This window comes from Tardiphaga sp. GW821-FHT12E02 (assembly GCF_058807155.1).
Genome location: NZ_JBXAQK010000001.1, coordinates 798,159 through 815,322 on the forward strand (window position 1 = coordinate 798,159; position 17,164 = coordinate 815,322).

10 protein-coding genes are annotated in these 17,164 nt (G+C 64.5%); all 10 read right to left on the reverse strand.

The genetic code is table 11. The features are described from left to right. Positions 1-13 precede the first annotated feature (13 nt). On the reverse strand, positions 14-3,514 hold the full coding sequence (addA, locus tag AC1RQ5_RS03830; protein WP_493197139.1) for a double-strand break repair helicase AddA: 3,501 nt from the start codon (positions 3,512-3,514) through the stop codon (positions 14-16). Then, positions 3,511-6,693 carry a double-strand break repair protein AddB gene (addB, locus tag AC1RQ5_RS03835; RefSeq protein WP_493197140.1) on the reverse strand — a complete coding sequence of 1,061 codons (3,183 nt, stop codon included), beginning with the start codon at positions 6,691-6,693 and terminating at the stop codon, positions 3,511-3,513. Before addB ends, addA begins: the two co-directional genes overlap by 4 nt. A gap of 187 nt (positions 6,694-6,880) precedes the next feature. Beyond that, positions 6,881-7,603, reverse strand: a complete 723-nt coding sequence (locus tag AC1RQ5_RS03840; protein ID WP_398478379.1) for a nucleotidyltransferase family protein — start codon at positions 7,601-7,603, stop codon at positions 6,881-6,883. Between the two features lie 125 nt (positions 7,604-7,728). Then, complete coding sequence (locus AC1RQ5_RS03845) at positions 7,729-8,055, reverse strand: PilZ domain-containing protein (RefSeq protein ID WP_398478381.1); 327 nt, start codon at positions 8,053-8,055, stop codon at positions 7,729-7,731. A 229-nt stretch (positions 8,056-8,284) separates the two neighbouring features. Further along, positions 8,285-9,802, reverse strand: a complete 1,518-nt coding sequence (tsaE, locus tag AC1RQ5_RS03850; RefSeq protein WP_493197141.1) for a tRNA (adenosine(37)-N6)-threonylcarbamoyltransferase complex ATPase subunit type 1 TsaE — start codon at positions 9,800-9,802, stop codon at positions 8,285-8,287. A 187-nt stretch (positions 9,803-9,989) separates the two neighbouring features. Continuing rightward, positions 9,990-12,503: a sensor histidine kinase gene (locus tag AC1RQ5_RS03855; protein ID WP_493197142.1), complete on the reverse strand. Its 2,514-nt coding sequence runs from the start codon at positions 12,501-12,503 to the stop codon at positions 9,990-9,992. Between the two features lie 309 nt (positions 12,504-12,812). Continuing rightward, on the reverse strand, positions 12,813-13,271 hold the full coding sequence (gene dut, locus AC1RQ5_RS03860; RefSeq protein ID WP_493197143.1) for a dUTP diphosphatase: 459 nt from the start codon (positions 13,269-13,271) through the stop codon (positions 12,813-12,815). Continuing rightward, positions 13,268-14,722, reverse strand: coding sequence for a bifunctional phosphopantothenoylcysteine decarboxylase/phosphopantothenate--cysteine ligase CoaBC (gene coaBC, locus AC1RQ5_RS03865; RefSeq protein ID WP_493197144.1), 1,455 nt, complete (start codon positions 14,720-14,722; stop codon positions 13,268-13,270). The genes dut and coaBC overlap by 4 nt, the downstream gene beginning before the upstream one ends. Positions 14,723-14,776: 54 nt before the next feature. Then, the gene (ubiB, locus tag AC1RQ5_RS03870; RefSeq protein WP_493197145.1) at positions 14,777-16,345 is read right to left on the reverse strand and encodes a 2-polyprenylphenol 6-hydroxylase; all 1,569 of its coding nucleotides are present in this window, start codon (positions 16,343-16,345) and stop codon (positions 14,777-14,779) included. After that, positions 16,342-17,103: a bifunctional demethylmenaquinone methyltransferase/2-methoxy-6-polyprenyl-1,4-benzoquinol methylase UbiE gene (ubiE, locus tag AC1RQ5_RS03875; protein ID WP_493203295.1), complete on the reverse strand. Its 762-nt coding sequence runs from the start codon at positions 17,101-17,103 to the stop codon at positions 16,342-16,344. Before ubiE ends, ubiB begins: the two co-directional genes overlap by 4 nt. Between the last annotated feature and the right edge of the window lie 61 nt (positions 17,104-17,164).

Below are 17,164 nucleotides of genomic sequence, written 5' to 3' on the forward strand. Positions count from 1 at the left end.
GGTCAAGGCGTGCTCACGCAGCGATGATGGCGGCCAGCTCCGCGTCCAGCGCGGCGCTGGAAATCTCCATCATCTCAATGGTTTCCGTCCAGAGCAGCGCGGCGCGCACCGGCCGGTCCGGATACAGTTTTGCCAATACCCCGCGATACAGCGCCAGCTGCCGGATATAGGCTTTTGGCGCGGCCACCAGCTTGCGCGGCGGATTGTGGTTGGTCTTGTAATCCACGATCCGCACCTCCGTTGGCGTCACCACCAGCCGGTCGATCTGGCCGGAGACGAGGAAAGTGGAGCCGTCCAGACGGCTCAGGCGTCCCGCAACCGCCACTTCCGCCCGGCTGCCAGGCGCGAACAGCGCGGCGAGACTTGGCTCGGCCAGCAGGCCCAGCACCTGGTTGGCCAGCGTGCCGCGGTCGATGTCGGTCCAGCCATCCCTCTGCTCCGCTTTGCGGTTGAGGAAGCCCATCGCCGTATCGCGGCGCTTGTCGGGCACGATCTCGGGCAGCGATTGCAGCAGCCGATGCACGAGATTGCCGCGCTGCATGGCCATCTTGCGCTGCCGTTCGGCTTCGCCGGGCAAGGCCGTGAAACGATCGTCGTCCTCGGCATCCGATGGCCGCAGCAGGCTCTCGCGCCGCGGCTGATCGCCCACTTTGCCACGCAGCCAGGCCGGCAAGGCGATCGGGGCAGCCACCGCCGTCGTCTCCGCAGCGCTCAGCGCCGGTGCCGCGTCGCCCGGTTTGGTATAGCGCTTCACCACGCCATCCGGCGGCGGCACCTGCTGCATCTGCAGGCCGGAATTCTCCAGCCCCTTCTGGATCAGGTCGTACCAAGAGTGCTCACGCACCGCGTTGCGATTGCCGGGCATGCAGCCGCCGACAATGAGGCGGTCCGCCGCGCGCGTCATCGCCACATAGAGCAGCCGGCGATATTCGTCCTCGGTGTCCTGAATCATCGCCGCGCGGGCGAGCGCGACGGCTTCCGGATCGTCGCTCTTCTTGCCGGCCCATACCACCACGCCCGAAGGCCCCGGCGCCGCATTGCCCTGCGGCACATGGATCAGGTTCATGCGCTGCGAATCCGAGGGCGACGATGTGGTGTCGATCATGAACACCACCGGCGCTTCCAGTCCCTTGGCGCCATGCACCGTCATCACCCGCACCTCGTCGCGGGTGATCTCCATGTCGCGCTTCACTTCGGTATCGGCCGCGCGCAGCCATGCGACAAACCCTTGCAGCGAGGCCGGCGCCTTGCGCTCATAGCCGAGCGCCAGTTCGAGAAATTCATCGAGCGCATCATTGGCCTCGTGGCCGAGCCGCTGCAGGATGCGCGCCCGCCCGCCATCGCCGCCGAGCAGCCAGGCATAGAACGCAAACGGCGTCTCGCTGGCGAAATGTTTTTCACAGGCGATCAGCCGCGCCAGCGCGGCGCCGAGCGTCTTGTCGCCAGCCGCCTTCTCGCCAAGCGAGTCGCGCAGCGATCGTCCATGCCGATCCCATGCGATCTTGTAGAGATCGTCATCGTCGAGCCCGAACAACGGGCTCTTCAGCACGGTCGCGAGCGCCAGATCGTCCTGCGGCAGCAGCAGTGCATCGGCGAGATTCATCAGGTCGATGATCGCGATATGCTCGGTCAGCTTCAGTCGATCAGCACCAGCCACGGGAATGCCCGCATGCTTCAGCGCCTGGATGATCGCATTGAAAGCCGATCCGCGCCGCCGCACCAGGATCAGCATGTCGCCATAGCGAAGCCGCCGCCGCTTGCCGAGCGGCCCGGTCTCCGTTTTCGCCACGATCAGCTCCCTGATCTCGGCCTGCACCCGCCGCGCCAGCTTCACGTCCGGGCTGGTTTCCGAGCGTTTGTCGAAGGGGGCATCCCAGCCCTCGATGCTCGGGCGCTCGTCGGGCTGTTCCAGCTCCCACAGGTCGATCAGGCTCGGCCCGGCATCGTCCAGCGATTCATGCTGCGGATAGGCGCTCTCATTGTGAATGCTGCGATAGATCGCGGGATCGCGAAACACGTGATCCACCGATTGCAGGATCGCGCCGCCGGTGCGGAACGAATAGGTGAAAGCGACCGGATCGAATTTTAGACCCGCTTTGGTGAAGCGCGCCTGCAGCGCGCGCCGCCGTTCGTCGAATTCGCGCGGTGCGGCACCCTGGAACGAGAAGATCGATTGCTTCTCGTCGCCCACGGCAAAGATCGTGCGTTTGGCGCCATCGCGCGCGCCTTCGCCGGAGGTGAATTCCGCGATCAGATGGGTGAGGATGTCCCATTGCCGCGGGCTCGTATCCTGCGCTTCATCGATCAGCACATGATCGACGCCGCGATCGAGTTTGTAATGCACCCAGCCTGCCGCACCGGAATCGAGCAGCGCCAGCGTCTGGTCGATCAGGTCGTCGTAATCGAGCAGCCCGCGCTCGATCTTTTCGCGGCGATAATTTTCCGCCACCTGGCTCGCGATCACCAGCAATGATTCCGTGCGCTCACGCATGGCGACGCCGCGGCGGCGGTCCAGCAGCGGGATAATGCGATCGCCTTCGCGTTGAAGCGTGGCGAGAATGCCGGGATGATTGTCGGCAATCTTCTTGGTCGCCAGCGATTTGCGCAAGCTCTGCTCCTTGGTCAGGAACAGTTCGAGATATTTTTCCACTTGCTCGGTGCCGGACAGCACCAGCGCATCGCGCAGCCGCGTGGCCTGGTCGCCATCGGTCTTGCTGCCGGTCGCGAGGCTCTCCGCCGTGGCGATCCACTCCTTGCGCGGCAGATGCGGGCCATCGACGATCTCCAGCTCGATGGCTTCGCGCGTATCCGTCGGCGAGACGCCGAGCGTTGCGCACAGCTGAGCCATCGCGGCATCGGTGGTGCCGGCGCGCGCGATCCAGGCCAGAAATTGATCGCGGCTGAGACTTGCCTCGCGCACCACATCGCGGAAGGTCACATCGGCCGCCGATGTCATGGCGATGGTCAGCGCGCGGCCTTCGGCGCTTGCGGGGGCCGCTGCAGCCGCCAGCAGCACCTTGAGCGAGGCGCGCTCCATCATCTCGTTCTGGTCGCGGTCGTCCAGCACGCTGAAGCGGGCGGGCACATTGGCCTCGAACGGAAACTGCTGCAGCAATCGCGTGCACAGCGCGTGGATGGTCTGCACCTTCAACCCGCCCGGCGTCTCCAGTGCGCTGGCGAACAGTTCGCGCGCCCGCGCGCGCAGTTTCCTGTCGGGTATTGCCACGCCGGCATTGCGGATTTCCGCATCGAGTGCCGCATCATCCAGCGTCACCCAATGGCCGAGCCGCGTGAACACGCGCTCCGCCATATTCGCCGCCGCGGCCTTGGTGAAGGTCACGCAGAGAATCTTCTCCGGCGGCACATCATTGAGCAGCAGCCGAATGACGCGATTGACCAGCACATAGGTCTTGCCGGAGCCGGCATTGGCCGAGACGAACACCGAGGATGTCGGGTCCGACGCCAGCTTCTGCTTGGCCGTTGCAGCCTCGGGAATATTGCGCGGGCCGCTCATGACTCGCCTCCGCCGCCATTGGCGGACCATTCCTTGATGCGGGCGAGATCGTCATAGGCGCCGTAGCGGTTCGACCACATGGAGAGCGCGAGCGATGTGTAGCCGGTGGCCTCGTCCTCGAATTTGCGGATCAGCGCTTCCAGCTTGGCGCGCGCCTCGATGGCGGCATCGTCGGGATGCTGGGCCTCGTCCTTGCGCTCGATGCGCAATTCGATCGGCTTTTCCTCGCCCGGCGGATTGTTGCCGCTGAGGCGGATATAAGTGAGCTCGCTCACGGAACTGCCGGCGGCAATGCCGCGAAAGCCGCCCTCGCGCAGGATCGCGGCTTCCAGTGTCAGCTGCGGCGACAGGCCCATGCGCACCTGTTTGCCGGTCGGCGGATTGCCGGTCTTGTAGTCGAGCAGCGCAAAGGTGCGGTCGGTGCGATGCTCGATGCGGTCGGCACGGGCCGAGAGATGGAAGATGCGGCCATGATCGAGCGGGATCGCGATCTCGCCGCGCGTCTCGGCATCGATACTGGCCACATTGATGCGTCGTTCGATCTCCCAGTTCGCGAACCATGACGCGATGCGCAGGAAGCGCGGCCACCACAGCGCCTGCGCTTCCGGCCGGTTCATCAGCGGATCGAAATGCACCTTGCCGATTCGACGAAGCGCCGCAGCGGGATCATCCGGCAACGCCTTGCTGAATTCCAGCGTGAAGTCACCGATCGCATTATGGATGGCCGAGCCGCGATCGGCGGCGGACAGCGGCATGTCCACGGGATCGAGCGGTGACAGTTTCAGGATATATTTCGCATAGATCGAATAGGGATCGCGCAGCCAGTCCTCGATGGCGGTGACGGAGAGTCGCAGCGGGCGCGCATCGCGCGGCGGCTTCGGCTCCGGCTGCGTGACCGGTGTGACGGTGTCGGGCTGGTCGAGTTTTTCCGCATAGCGGACATAGATCTCGCCGGCTTTCACCGCGGCTGTCCAGCGTTCCTCGCCAGCCACCGCCTCCATGCGATGCAGGAAGCGCGAAGCCACCGCCGGCGCGCCGCCGACTTTCGCGGCATGGCTGAGGATCACCTCGTCATGGCCGAGCAATTGCACGAAGTCATGGGCGGTGAGGCCGATGCGGCGTTCCGGCAGGTCGAGGCCGAGCTGGTTGCGCATCGGCCGGCTCAGCCAGGGATCGATGCGCGGCGACGGCGGCCAGATGCCCTCGACAAGCCCGCCGAGGATCACGCGATCCGATTGCGTGAGGCGCGCTTCGAGCTGGCCATAGATGCGCAGCCGCGCATTGGCGACTTCCGGCCGCCGCACGATGCCATCGGCAAAGGCGGTCTGGAACACATCGGGATAGTCGCGGAGCTGTAGTGTGAGGCCCGAGAGAACGAGGCGATCGTCGCCGCCATCCGCGGGCGTTTCCATGACGAGGAGATCGTCGAACACCTTTGCCAGCGCATTGCCGCCGGTGCGGCCGGCCAGCGCGACGGCGGCACCTTTGTCATCACGTGACAATCTTTCGATGGCTTCGCGATGTTGCTGTGCCACAGCCGCGAAATCGATCGGCCGGATCGGATGGATGCCTTCCAGCGGCGCCAGCGCCTTCTGCAGCTCCGAGATCAGATCATCGACGCGATCGAGTTGTTCGCCGCTCAGCTTCGTGCGCAGCTCGGCGCGATGCAGCATCGACGGCTCGTCGCGATAGAGCTTGCCGAGTTCGTCGCGGAACCGGGCAAAATCCTGCTTGAGTCCCGAAGTGCCCGCTGCCGGCCGCGTGCCGCGCAGCAGCGCCAGCTCCAGCGTCTCGACGGCATCGCGCCATCCGTGCGCGGGCGCACCAAGCCGGAACAGCGGATGCTTCAGCAGCGCAAGCAATGTCGCCGGCTCGAGCTGTTCTGCTGCGGCTTCCGCAACAAGCCGCGCAAAGATCCCGGCGGATGTCTCGGTCAGTGCATCGCCGCCGGAATCGTCGAACAGCAGATTCCATCGCCCCAGCGCCGCCATCACCCGCCGCGCCAGCGCGCGATCGGGCGTCACCAAGGCGGCGGATTTCTTCTGCTCATGGGCCTCGCGCATCGCAATCGCGATCGCCAGCGCTTCCATTTCCGGATTGGCGGCGGCGATGACGGAGAGCTTCGTCATGCCTGCGGCGATCTTCTGCTCGACTGCCGGCTCGCTCAGCCGCTTGTGCCACTGCGCCGTCGCGTTGGACGGCCGCATCGCCTCGGACGCCAGCAATTCGCGCCCATGTGGCAATGGCGCACCGAGCGTGATTACATCGCTGCGCTTGATGTTGAAGCGCTCCAGCAGCGCATGCAGCGCATATTGCGGATGATTCGATGCGGAGGATTCGACGAAGCCGAGCACATCCCGGCTGCCGCCGATCAGTTTCCACGAGGCGTCGTCGAGATCGGTATCCAGTCCCGGCAGCACCACCGCGCCTTGCGCAAGCTGCGCCACCGCGTGCAGGAATTTCGCCGTGGTCGGCATCGAGCCCGTGGAGCCGGCGGCGATGATCGGCCCGCCTGTATGGGCCTTCAGCCTTGCGGCTTCCGCATCGATCAGGCGATCGCGCCGCACCGCCGGTTCGATCCGGTTGCGGCCCTCCAGTTCGGCGGGCCACCATTCGCGCGCGATCTTGAGGAAGTCGAGCGTCAGCTGCCAGTAGCGGTCATGCGCATCGGGCACCAGCGCGTCGAGCTCCGACCACGGCACCTGTCGCGTCGCCATGTCGTCCATCAGTCGCGCGAGATCGTCGCCGAGCGCCAGCATCGAAGCGGGGCCGCCGGCCACCAGCGGCGCCTGGGCGGGATTGTCGGGCCTGATCTGCTTCGCCCAGGCCCCGATCAGCTGGGCCAGCAGCAGGCGGCGCTGCAATCCATCGAGGGCGTCAGGCACGTCAGGCAAATCCAGCGCATCGGGCGCTGCGGCATGGGCGAAAGCGAGTTCTTCTTCATCCACATCGCCGAGCGGCACGATGCGCGGCAGCAGCACCGCGTCGCCGCCGAGCACGTCGAGAAACACCTCCTGCGCCATGCGCCCGGCCCGGCGCGTCGGCAGATAGAGCGTGACGGTGGCGAGTTTGGCGCGATCAGTACGCGCTTCGAAGCCCGGCACGAGATCACCATCCACCAGCGCCGTGATCAGCGTGCGCAGAAACGGCGCCGAGGATGGAATGGTGAAAACGCGCATGAGCGACCCGATTCGAGAACGGGCGCATCATGGCATGGGGAGAGACCGGAAGGGAGTCAGGCTCTCCGAACCCTTATGGTGAGGAGCGCGCTCTTGCGCGCGTCTCGAACCATGAGATGCCAGAGCTTCGTCGCCATCCTTCGAGACGCCGCTGCGCGGCTCCTCAGGATGAGGGTGGAGTTCGGGATTACGCCACGCTCGCCAGGAACGCATCTTCCGCAGCGCGCACCGCGTCGGGCGTGCCGACATGCATCCACACGCCGTCCATGCGCAGGCCGTAGAGCCGCTCGGCCTCATTGGCGCGATCGAACAGTTTTGTCAGCGCGAATTCACCTTGCGGCGCATCCGCAAAAATCGCCGGCGAGATGATGGCCACGCCGGCATAGACGAACGGCACCACCTGGTTTTCCTTGCGGCGGCGCAGCGTACCGTCGGGGCGCATCTCATAATCACCCTTGCCGCTATAGCCGATGCTGTTCGCCGTCGGCGCCATCAGCAGCAGGATGTCCATCTTCGCCGGATCAAAACTCTCGGCGAGGCGCACCAGATTCGGTCGTGCGCCGTCGATCCACATCGTATCGGCATTGAGATGATAGAACGGCTCGCTGCCCAGCAGCGGCAATGCTTTCACCACGCCGCCACCGGTGCCGAGCACCTGGTCGCGTTCGTCGGAGATCGTGATCTTTGGCGCCGTGCGTGTCTTCACATGATCGATGATCTGGTCAGGCAGGTAATGCACATTGACCACGGCTTCGCGCACATCGACGGCGGCGAGTTTATCCAGCACATGATCGAGCAGCGGCTGGCCGGCGACGGGCACCAGCGGTTTCGGCATGGTCTCGGTCAGCGGGCGCATGCGCAGCCCGAGGCCGGCAGCGAGAACCATGGCTTTGGTGGGTTTCACGGACATGACGTTGCGTCTCGAAAAGCGATTCTGAATCGATTGGTGGAAAGTGTAGCACGGGGCGCGCAGTCGCGCATAAATTCATCGAGCAATAAGGGCGCGACATGACGTCGATGCGACACACCGCATGATCACGCGTCGGCGTCCTGATTCTCCGGTCGTTTTGAACTTTTCTTCTTCTTGTCGCCCGGCTTGAGGAAATTCACGCCGATCTGGTCGCCATTCACCCAGCCGAGTTCGCAGCGGCGATAGGCGAGGCCCGTGGATGACAGCAGCAGGAAAAATTCTTTCAGGTGCAATCCTTCCACCGAGGTCTCGACAGTCAGCTTCGCGCCAGTCTCGGACACATCTTCGAGGATGCAGGCGCGGCGCCAGGTGCCGTCGATCCCCATCATCTGCGCGGGAAAGCCGCGCTCGAACACGACTCGATGGTCGCTGCGTTGGTCCGTGTGTGCCATGACCGATCCCTACTCAGTACCGATAGCCCCGCAGACGAGGCTTTGGCCGATCTTGAGGACGAGACTAAGGCGATCGTGGCTAAGATTGCGTTAAGGATTGGGGCAGCTCCGTCCCTCATGGTGAGGAGCGCGCCCTTGCGCGCGTCTCGAACCATGAGATGGCCTGGCTCCCGAGCGTGCGGCCATCCTTCGAGACGCCGCTGCGCGGCTCCTCAGGATGAGGGCCGAGTTATCCCTGTGGCGCCGGTACGTATCTCTCATACCACTCGCGAAACGCCGTCAGTCTCGGATGCGCCAATGATCGATTGAGATAGGTCCAGATCCGCGGCTGATGCTTGAGATAATGCGGCTTGCCATCGCGGCGATTGAGGCGCGCAAAGGTGCCGAGCAGCCGCGTGTTCCGCTGCGCCGACATGATCGCATAGATCTCGGCAAACGACGCCGGATCGAAATGCGGCTCCGCCGCGAGCCGCGCCTTGATATAGCGCGTCAGCATCGCAAGCTCGATGGGCTCGGACACGTCGATCCGCGCATCCTGCAGCAGCGACACGACATCATAGGCCGCATGGCCGAGCACCGTATCCTGGAAATCGATGACGCCGACCTGATTGATGCCGTCGCGCGCGGGCAGCCAGATCATGTTCGGCGAATGGAAGTCGCGCAACACCCAGGTGCGCGGTGCGGCTTCGATCGATGTCAGCAGTTCGCGCCACAGCGCAAAAAACTCCGCCTGCAACGCGTCACTCGGAGCAGCATCCCGATCCGGCAGATACCATTCCGGCATCAGCCCGACCTCGATCAGCAGCGCGTCGGTGTCGAAGACGGGAATCGTATAGTCCTGATGCGGCAGCAGCGGCAGCGTTTCCGGCAGTTGCTTGCCATGCAGCACCGCCAGCATGTCGGTGGCCGCCTGATAGCGTTCCACGATCGGCGCGGGCGGCGATCCCTCGATCACGCCCTCGATGCCGAAATCTTCCGTGATCAGAAAGCCCGCATCGAGATCGGCGTGATGGATCGCAGGCGCCGAGATGCCTTGCGCGCGCAGCCCGTTTGCAATCGCGACGAACGGCTTCACATCCTCCGCCAGATGCACCGCTGCGCTGTAGGACTTGCCGCCATAGACAGGGGCGCCGTCGGGCCGTTTCGGCGCATTCATCAGGATGAAGACGCCGTCGTCGCGGATCAGCCGCGCATAGGAGCGCGTCGAGGCATCGCCTGCCATGCGCCGGCGTCCGGCATCGAGAGTGCGCGCTTCTTCCAGGAATTCGCGCAAGCTCTGCAGGCGCTGCACGATCGCTGCGGCCTTGCCGTGCCCGGTAATCTCCGCGGCGCGCGCGAGCGAGCCCAGCGCAGGCCGATGCGTCAGCGCGATATCGATACGATCGGCGGGCAAATCGCCTTCGGCGCGTTCCGGCCATTCGATCAGCGCCACTGCGCCTTCGGGCAATGGCGAAAGGCCGATCTCCTCCATCTCGGACGGCTCGGTGATGCGATAGAGATCGGCATGCACCAGCGGGAAGGATGGCAGGTCGTAGCTCTGCGCCAGTGTGAAGGTCGGGCTCGGCACTTCGAGCTCGTCATCGCTGGCGAGATAGCGGATCATCGCGCGGGCAGCGGATGTCTTGCCGGCGCCGAGATCGCCGGACAGCGTGATGACATCGCCGGCGCTGATCAGCAGCGCGAGATCAGCCATCAGCGCGGCCGTGGCATCTTCATTGGGCAGCGCGAGGGAGAATGACGTCGTCATGGCTGGGCTCGCTCACCTCTCCCCACCGGGGAGAGGTCGACCGGCGAAGCCGGGCGGGTGAGGGGGCTACCACAAACTCCATCATTTGCGGCTGCCCCCTCACCCGCGCGCAAGGGCGCGCGACCTCTCCCCGGCGGGGAGAGGTGACCGAGCGCCAGCGCGATAATGGAGTATGAGAACAGCCCGCTCATTCGGCTGCGTTACGATGGGCGGTTTGGTCCAAAGGGAAGTCGCAGCTCACCGTCGTGCCCCTCCCAACCGTTGAGTCGATCCGCACCTTGCCGCCATGCAGTTCGACGAAGGAGCGCACCAGCGACAGACCGAGCCCGGCGCCGCGATGGCGCGAGCCATTGGCGTGGCTTTCGAACCAGTCGAAGATCTTGTCCTGCTTGTCCTGCGGAATGCCGGGGCCGCGATCGGTCACCGAGAAGGTGATCATGTGCTCGGTGCGTGCGGCTCTCAGCGTGACAGCTGAATCATGCGGCGCAAAGCCGACCGCATTGGCGAGCAGATTATAGAGCACCTGCACCACGCGGCTCTCGTCGCCGATGAAGCTGCCGATGTCAGAGGCGACATCGATCTGCAGCGCGATACGATCGCGCGCCAGTCGATCCTGCACGCCTTCGGCCGCAGCATCGATGATCGCGCGGATGTCGATCGGGCCGAGATTGAGCGACATCGCGCCGGCATCGATGGTGGCGAGATCGAGGATGTTATTGATGATCGCCAGCAGCGCCGAGGTCGAGGTGGTGATGTAGTCAAGATATTCGGCCTGCTTGGCCAGCAGCGGCCCTGTCGAGGAATCGCTGAGCAGATGCGCGAAGCCGATGATGGTGGTGAGCGGCGAACGCAGTTCGTAGGAGACGTGGTGGACGAAATCCACCTTCATCTGGTCGGCCGCCTCGAGCGCCTCATTGCGCTCGCGCAGTGCACGCTCGACATTTTCGGCGTCGGAAATGTCCTGGAAGGTCAGCATGGTCGCGCCATCCGGCAGCGGCATGCACATGCAGGCCAGCACGCTGCCGTCCTTGCGCTCCATCTTCAGCGGTACCGGCGCGCGGTTGTCGATGGAGGTGATGGCGCCGCGAATGGTCTGCCAGACGGCAGGCTCGTCGAATAGTGGCCGACACCAGGTCTCGACCATCTCGATATGCGGCTCTTGCGCCAGCGCCTCGTCGGAGAGGCGCCACATCTTTGCGAAAGCCGGATTGAACAGCTGCGCGCGGCCATTGCTGCCGAACACGGCCACGGCTTCGCCGAGGGCATCGAGCGTTTCGCGCTGGACGCGGATCAGCCCGTCGAAGCGGCGGGCGAGATCGAGGCGCTCAGTGACGTCGTCATAGAGATAGGTGACGCCGCCTTCGGGATTCGGCGTGGTGACGATGGAAAGCGCGCGGCCATCCGGCAGATACCAGACATCCTTATGCGCTTCATTGGCGTGATAGGCCTCGTGCAGCTTGTTTTTCCAGGTGCGGAAATTCGGCTGCTCCGGCAATTTGCGCGCCGCGCGCAGGCGATCCAGCACGCTGGAATCGTCGGGATTGCTGTCGAGGAAGGTGCGATCGAGGTCCCACAGCCGGCGATAGGCATCGTTGTAGAAAGCAAGCCGACGCTGGCCGTCGAACACGGCAACGCCGGATGACAGCTGATCCAGCGTGCGGCGATGCGCTTCCGCCATGCGGATGAGTGCCGCCTTCAGGGCTGCAGCTTCAGATGCATCGATGGCCATGCCGGCGCTGCCGGCGCCGATGCGCGCGGCATGCACGTCAAAGATCTTGCGCTCGCCGGAAATGACGAGGGGGATGCGCGCGGCAAACGGCTGGTTGTCGTTCAGCGCATGCGCAAGGCTGTCGCGGTGGTCGCTGTCGAGGAGCTCGAGATTGCGGCCGATGGCGTCGGCCGTATCGGCGGCTTCGGTCGCGCGCACATAAGCGGCATTGGCGAAAGCCAGCTTGCCATCGGCATGGCGAGCCCAGATCGGCGTCGGCGCCGCATTGGCGAAACCGCGCAGCGTGTCGCTTTCTTCCGCAAGGTCCTTGTAGCGCAGGGTCATTTCCGCCAGCTCACGGCGCAGGCCGGAGAGTTCGCGAATCCGGACAATGGCTTGCCCGCCGATGGCGCGGCCCATCGCCTCGATGGCGCGGCCGGTGGTCGTTGTCAGATTGAGCACAAAGCCTTCGCCGGCATCGAGCAGCGCATCGACGGCATGGTCCATGCGCAGCGCCGGCTCCGGCGGCAGCCAGGTTCCGAAAGCGAGAATGCGCTGCGGCTGATGCGCCTGCGGATCCTGCGACATCATGATGGCGGTATCGCCGGAAATTTCGGGACGGGTTTCGCCGGCGGCCCAGGAGACCAGCACCTGCGGCTCGGTGAACAGCAGCGCGCGAAAGCGGTCGGCCTCGGTCTGCACGGCATGGAGTTCGTTGCGCAGCTTGGTTTCGGTGCGCGCGGCGCGCTGGCGATTGCGCATCAGCAGGATCGCGCAGACCACGGAAAAGCCGAGCACGGCGCCGCCGGTGGTGAGCGCTGCAATTTCCTGGCGATCGAGATCGACCAGGCCGGCAAGCGTCAGCGGCGAGTCCTCGGCGGCGAGCGCGTGTGAGGCGAGTGCGACAGACGCACCGACGCCGACAAGCCCGTCACGCACCATGGCGGTGCATGAGAGCAAGGTCCGACGCATCATCGCGACCACGCCTGGCATTCTTCGCCCCAAAACCGCACGACTCCCCAGGCGGTCCCCGCACCACCTCAAACGAATCGGTGGAGGATATCTGCTTCGGGACTCGCCGGGTAAGAGTCCAGACCGTGAACGTGAATCAGGGGGTTAAGAAAAGCGGCGGCGTTTGAATCGAATTGCGCGGAGTGTGGCGAAAAGACTCGGTCTTGCTGTCTCGTAGGATGGGTTGAGCGCAGGCGCGCAGCGCCGGAGCGATAACCCATCGGCGGAGTGAGCCACATCGTTCGGCCGATGGGTTTTCGCTTCGCTCAACCCATCCTACGATCAGGCGCTTTATCTCCCCGTCGAACCAAACCCACCGCTACCGCGCTCGGTCTCGCCCAGAGCCGCCACCGTCACCAGTTCCGCCTGCTCGACTTTCGCAATCACCATCTGCGCGATTCTCTCCCCGCGCTTGATCGTGAAAGCTGCATTGCCGTGATTGATCAGGATCACCGCGATCTCGCCGCGATAATCCGCATCGATCGTCCCCGGCGAATTCAGCACCGTGATGCCATGCTTCGCCGCCAGCCCCGAGCGCGGGCGCACCTGCGCCTCATAGCCCGGCGGCAATGCGATGCTCAGTGCCGTCGGCACCATCGCGACCTTGCCGGGCTCCAGCACCACCGGCGCGGAATCCGGTACCGCCGCCAGCAGGTCCATCCCTGCGGCATGCGCGGTCTGATAGGCCGGCAGCGGCAGGCCCGCGCCATGCGGCAGTTGCTGGACTTCGACTTTGACGGTGGTGCTCATGGTGTCTCTTTCGCAATGGCGGAAGCGATGCGCGCGACCAGCGTCACGGCGACATCCTCCTTGCTCATCGGGGCCCATGAATCAACGGCGATCTCGCCGCTCTCCTTGTCGCGCGTGAGCAGATTCACAGTGTTGCTGTCGCCGCCCATGATGCCGGTCGCCGGCGACACGTCATTGGCCACGATCCAGTCGCAGCCCTTGCGCTTGATCTTGGCGGTGGCGTTGTCGATCAGGTGCTCGGTTTCGGCGGCGAAGCCGATGACAAGCGGTGGACGATTCGATTCGCGTTTCGAGATCGTCGCGAGGATGTCCGGATTTTCCGTGAGCTGCAGCGGCGGCATCGCCTCGCCGGCTTTCTTCTTCAGCTTCTGCGCACCTTCATTGACGACGCGCCAATCCGCAACCGCTGCGGCGAAGATCGCGATATCGACAGGCAGCGCGGCCTCGACAGCGCTCAGCATATCCCGCGCGGATTCCACATGCTTCACGTCCACACCACGGGGCTCATCGAGCTCGACCGGGCCTGACACCAGAATCACGTCAGCGCCGGCCGCACGCGCCGCATCCGCGATCGCATAACCCTGCTTGCCCGACGAGCGGTTGGCGATATAGCGCACGGGATCGATCGGCTCATGGGTCGGCCCCGCGGTGATCAGCACGCGCTTGCCCCTCAGCGGCTGTGGACGTTGCGGCCGCAGCAGCGCATTGGCGGCTTCCGCAATCTCCGTCGGCTCCGCCATCCGCCCGGTGCCGGCTTCATTGCGCTCCGCCATCTCGCCGGCATTCGGCCCGATCATGCGGATGCCGTCGCGCTGCAGCTGCGCGACATTGCGTTTCGTTGCAGGGTTGCCCCACATCAACGGATTCATCGCCGGCGCGATCAGGATCGGCTTGTTGGATGCGAGAAGAATCGCGGAGGCGAGATCATCCGCATGCCCGTTCGCCATCTTGGCCATGAGATCCGCGGTCGCCGGCGCCACGACGATCAGATCGCATTCGCGCGCGAGGCGGATATGCCCGGCATCGAACTCGCTCTGCGGATCGAACAGGTCGGTGTAAGCGCGCTCGTTCGAGAGGGCGCTCGCAGCCAGTGCCGTGACGAATTTTTGCGCGGCCTGGGTCAGCACCACGCGGACATGGATGCCGCGCTCCTTGATCCGGCGGATCAGGTCGAGGGATTTATAGGCCGCGATGCCGCCGCCGATGATCAGCGTGACCTTGGGCTGGCTGCCATGATCTTGCCGCAAGATTTCGCGCGAAACGGGCGGTGAAGCCGCATTTTCGGGGAGCTGTTCTTGCGGCAAACCAGCGGCCGCACGATGGCCGCCTTGCGACGCCTCACGCAAAATGACCCGGACTTCGTCCTCCACGGACCGCCCGTTGCGAGCCGCCCGGAGCCGGATTTCGTCGCGAATGGCGTCGTCGAGATTGCGAATGGAGAGATTGGCCATGCGGCGCCTCGCGCTGTTTGATGGCAATGCTAGCACGATGCGCCAGCAATGCAATCATCGCACGGTGAGCAGAATTCCGATGAAGGTGAGCGCGATCACCCAGATCCCGATGGTCCGCCACCTGGTCTGTTTGGCGCGAATTCTGCCAATGGCTGCAATGGTTTCGTCGTCGAGCCGGACGCCGTTGCGGGTCATGGTCTCGAGCTGCTCCAGCACCGTCATCGCCCGCGTGGCCAGCATCGGCAGGCCGGAGGCGGCCTTGCCCAGCTCGCCGGCGCCGGCCAGCGCGCCCTGAATCTTGCCGAGTGGCCCCAGATTGCGCTCGATCCACTCGCGCACGACGGGATCGGCGACCTTCCAGATATCCAGTTTCGGATCGAAAGTCCGTGCCACGCCCTCGACCACGACCATGGTTTTCTGCAGCAAAATCAGTTCCGGCCGGGTCTGCATGTCGAACAGGCCGGTTACTTCCAAAAGCAAAGTCAAAAGCTTTGCCATGGAGATTTCTTCCGCCGTCCGATTATGAATCGGCTCACCAATGGCGCGGATTGCCTGCGCGAAATTCTCCACCGAGTGATGCGCCGGCACATAACCGGCCTCGAAATGCACCTCGGCGACGCGGCGATAATTGCGGGTGATGAAGCCTAGCAGAATCTCCGCGAGAAAGCGCCGTTCCTTCAGGCCGAGCCGGCCCATGATGCCGAAATCGACCGCGACGAGGCGGCCGTCGCTGCCGAGGAACAGGTTTCCCGGATGCATGTCGGCATGGAAGAAGCCGTCACGCAACGCATGACGCAGAAAGCTCTGGATCACCTTGCGGCCGAGATCCGGCAGATCGGTTTGCGATTCGGCAAGACGCTTGTGATCGTTCAGCGCGATGCCGTCGATCCACTCCATGGTCAGCACGTTATGCGAGGTGCGGTCCCAATCGACTTCGGGGACGCGGAAATCCGGATCGTTCTTCGTGTTCTCCGCCATTTCGGAGAGTGCGGCAGCCTCCAGCCGCAGATCCATTTCCATCGCGACAGAGCGCGACATCACGGTGATGATCTCGTTCAGCCGCAGGCGGCGCGCTTCCGCCGAATGTTCTTCGGCATTGCGCGCGACGAAGAAGAAATCGCTGAGGTCGCGGCGGAATTGCGCGGCCACATTCGGGCGCAGCACCTTGACGGCAACGGTCTTGCGCACGCCGTCCTTGTCGATCTCCGCGCGATGCACCTGCGCGATCGACGCGGCTGCCACCGGCGGCGAGAAGCTCGCATAGAGCTGCGACATCGGCCGCTCCAGCGAAGCGGCCACCACATGCTCGGCTTCGGTCATCGAGAAGGGCGGCAGGCGATCTTGCAGATTCTCCAGATCGCGCGCCATGGCGACGCCGACGACATCAGGCCGCGTGGCAAGAAACTGTCCGAGCTTCAGATAGGCGGGGCCCAGCCGCGTCAATGCGCGCGACAGCTTTGGTCCGGTCTGCGCATTCTTGCGCTCGATCAGCCGCGCAATTTTCACGGCAAGCAAAGCCGGTGGCGGGATCAGTGCGGGATCGACAGCGCCGAACACGCCTTCGCGCGCGAACACGATGCCGGCGCGAGCGAGGCGCGTGATATGCGAGAGAGCAGAAATCACAAACGCCAACCCGAATGCAGTGCGACGATGCCGCCCGAGAGCAGTTCGTATTTCACCCGCGCAAAGCCGGCGTCGCGGATCATGTCGGCGAACGCATTCGGCTTCGGAAACTTGCGGATGGACTCCACGAGATACTGATAGGATTCGGAATCGCCGGTCACCGCCTTGCCCATCGGCGGGATCAGTTTGAACGAGAACAGGTCATAGATCTTGTCGAGGCCCGGCACGTCCACTGTCGAGAATTCGAGGCAGAGGAAGCGGCTGCCGGGCTTCAGCACGCGATAGGCTTCCTTGAGTGCGCGGTCGATGCGCGGCACGTTGCGGATGCCGAAGGCGATCGTATAGGCGTCAAAACTCTTGTCGGCGAAAGGCAGCTCCTCGGCATTGCCTTCGACGAACGAGACCTGATGTTCGAGATGCTGCTTGATCGCGCGCTCGCGGCCGACTTTCAGCATGCCCGTATTGATGTCGCAGACCGTCGCCGCGAAGCCGAGACCCGACGCCTTGGCCGCACGGAAAGAAATGTCGCCGGTGCCGCCCGCCACGTCGAGCAGCGCGAAGGGCGCGTCCGAGCGGGGCGGGTTGAGGGTGTTGATCATCACGTCCTTCCAGACGCGATGCATGCCGCCGGACATCAGGTCGTTCATCAGGTCGTAGCGCTGCGCCACGCTGTGGAACACCTCGTTCACCAGCGTCTGCTTGTCGCCCACCGGCACGTCGCGGAAGCCGAAATGCGTGGTTTCGCCCGGCTGATCCATGCTGCTCATCTCAAAAAACCTCGATTGCGGCGGACCATAGCCTGCCGGCGGCAAAGGGGCT

What these genes read in the sequence shown, in the direction of transcription:
- AC1RQ5_RS03845 (WP_398478381.1), bottom strand. Translation starts at nt 8,055, where the DNA reads ATGGCACACACGGACCAACGCAGCGACCATCGAGTCGTGTTCGAGCGC.
- tsaE (WP_493197141.1), bottom strand. Translation starts at nt 9,802, where the DNA reads ATGACGACGTCATTCTCCCTCGCGCTGCCCAATGAAGATGCCACGGCC.
- coaBC (WP_493197144.1), bottom strand. Translation starts at nt 14,722, where the DNA reads ATGGCCAATCTCTCCATTCGCAATCTCGACGACGCCATTCGCGACGAA.
- addA (WP_493197139.1), bottom strand. Translation starts at nt 3,514, where the DNA reads ATGAGCGGCCCGCGCAATATTCCCGAGGCTGCAACGGCCAAGCAGAAG.
- addB (WP_493197140.1), bottom strand. Translation starts at nt 6,693, where the DNA reads ATGCGCGTTTTCACCATTCCATCCTCGGCGCCGTTTCTGCGCACGCTG.
- AC1RQ5_RS03855 (WP_493197142.1), bottom strand. Translation starts at nt 12,503, where the DNA reads ATGCCAGGCGTGGTCGCGATGATGCGTCGGACCTTGCTCTCATGCACC.
- dut (WP_493197143.1), bottom strand. Translation starts at nt 13,271, where the DNA reads ATGAGCACCACCGTCAAAGTCGAAGTCCAGCAACTGCCGCATGGCGCG.
- AC1RQ5_RS03840 (WP_398478379.1), bottom strand. Translation starts at nt 7,603, where the DNA reads ATGTCCGTGAAACCCACCAAAGCCATGGTTCTCGCTGCCGGCCTCGGG.
- ubiE (WP_493203295.1), bottom strand. Translation starts at nt 17,103, where the DNA reads ATGGATCAGCCGGGCGAAACCACGCATTTCGGCTTCCGCGACGTGCCG.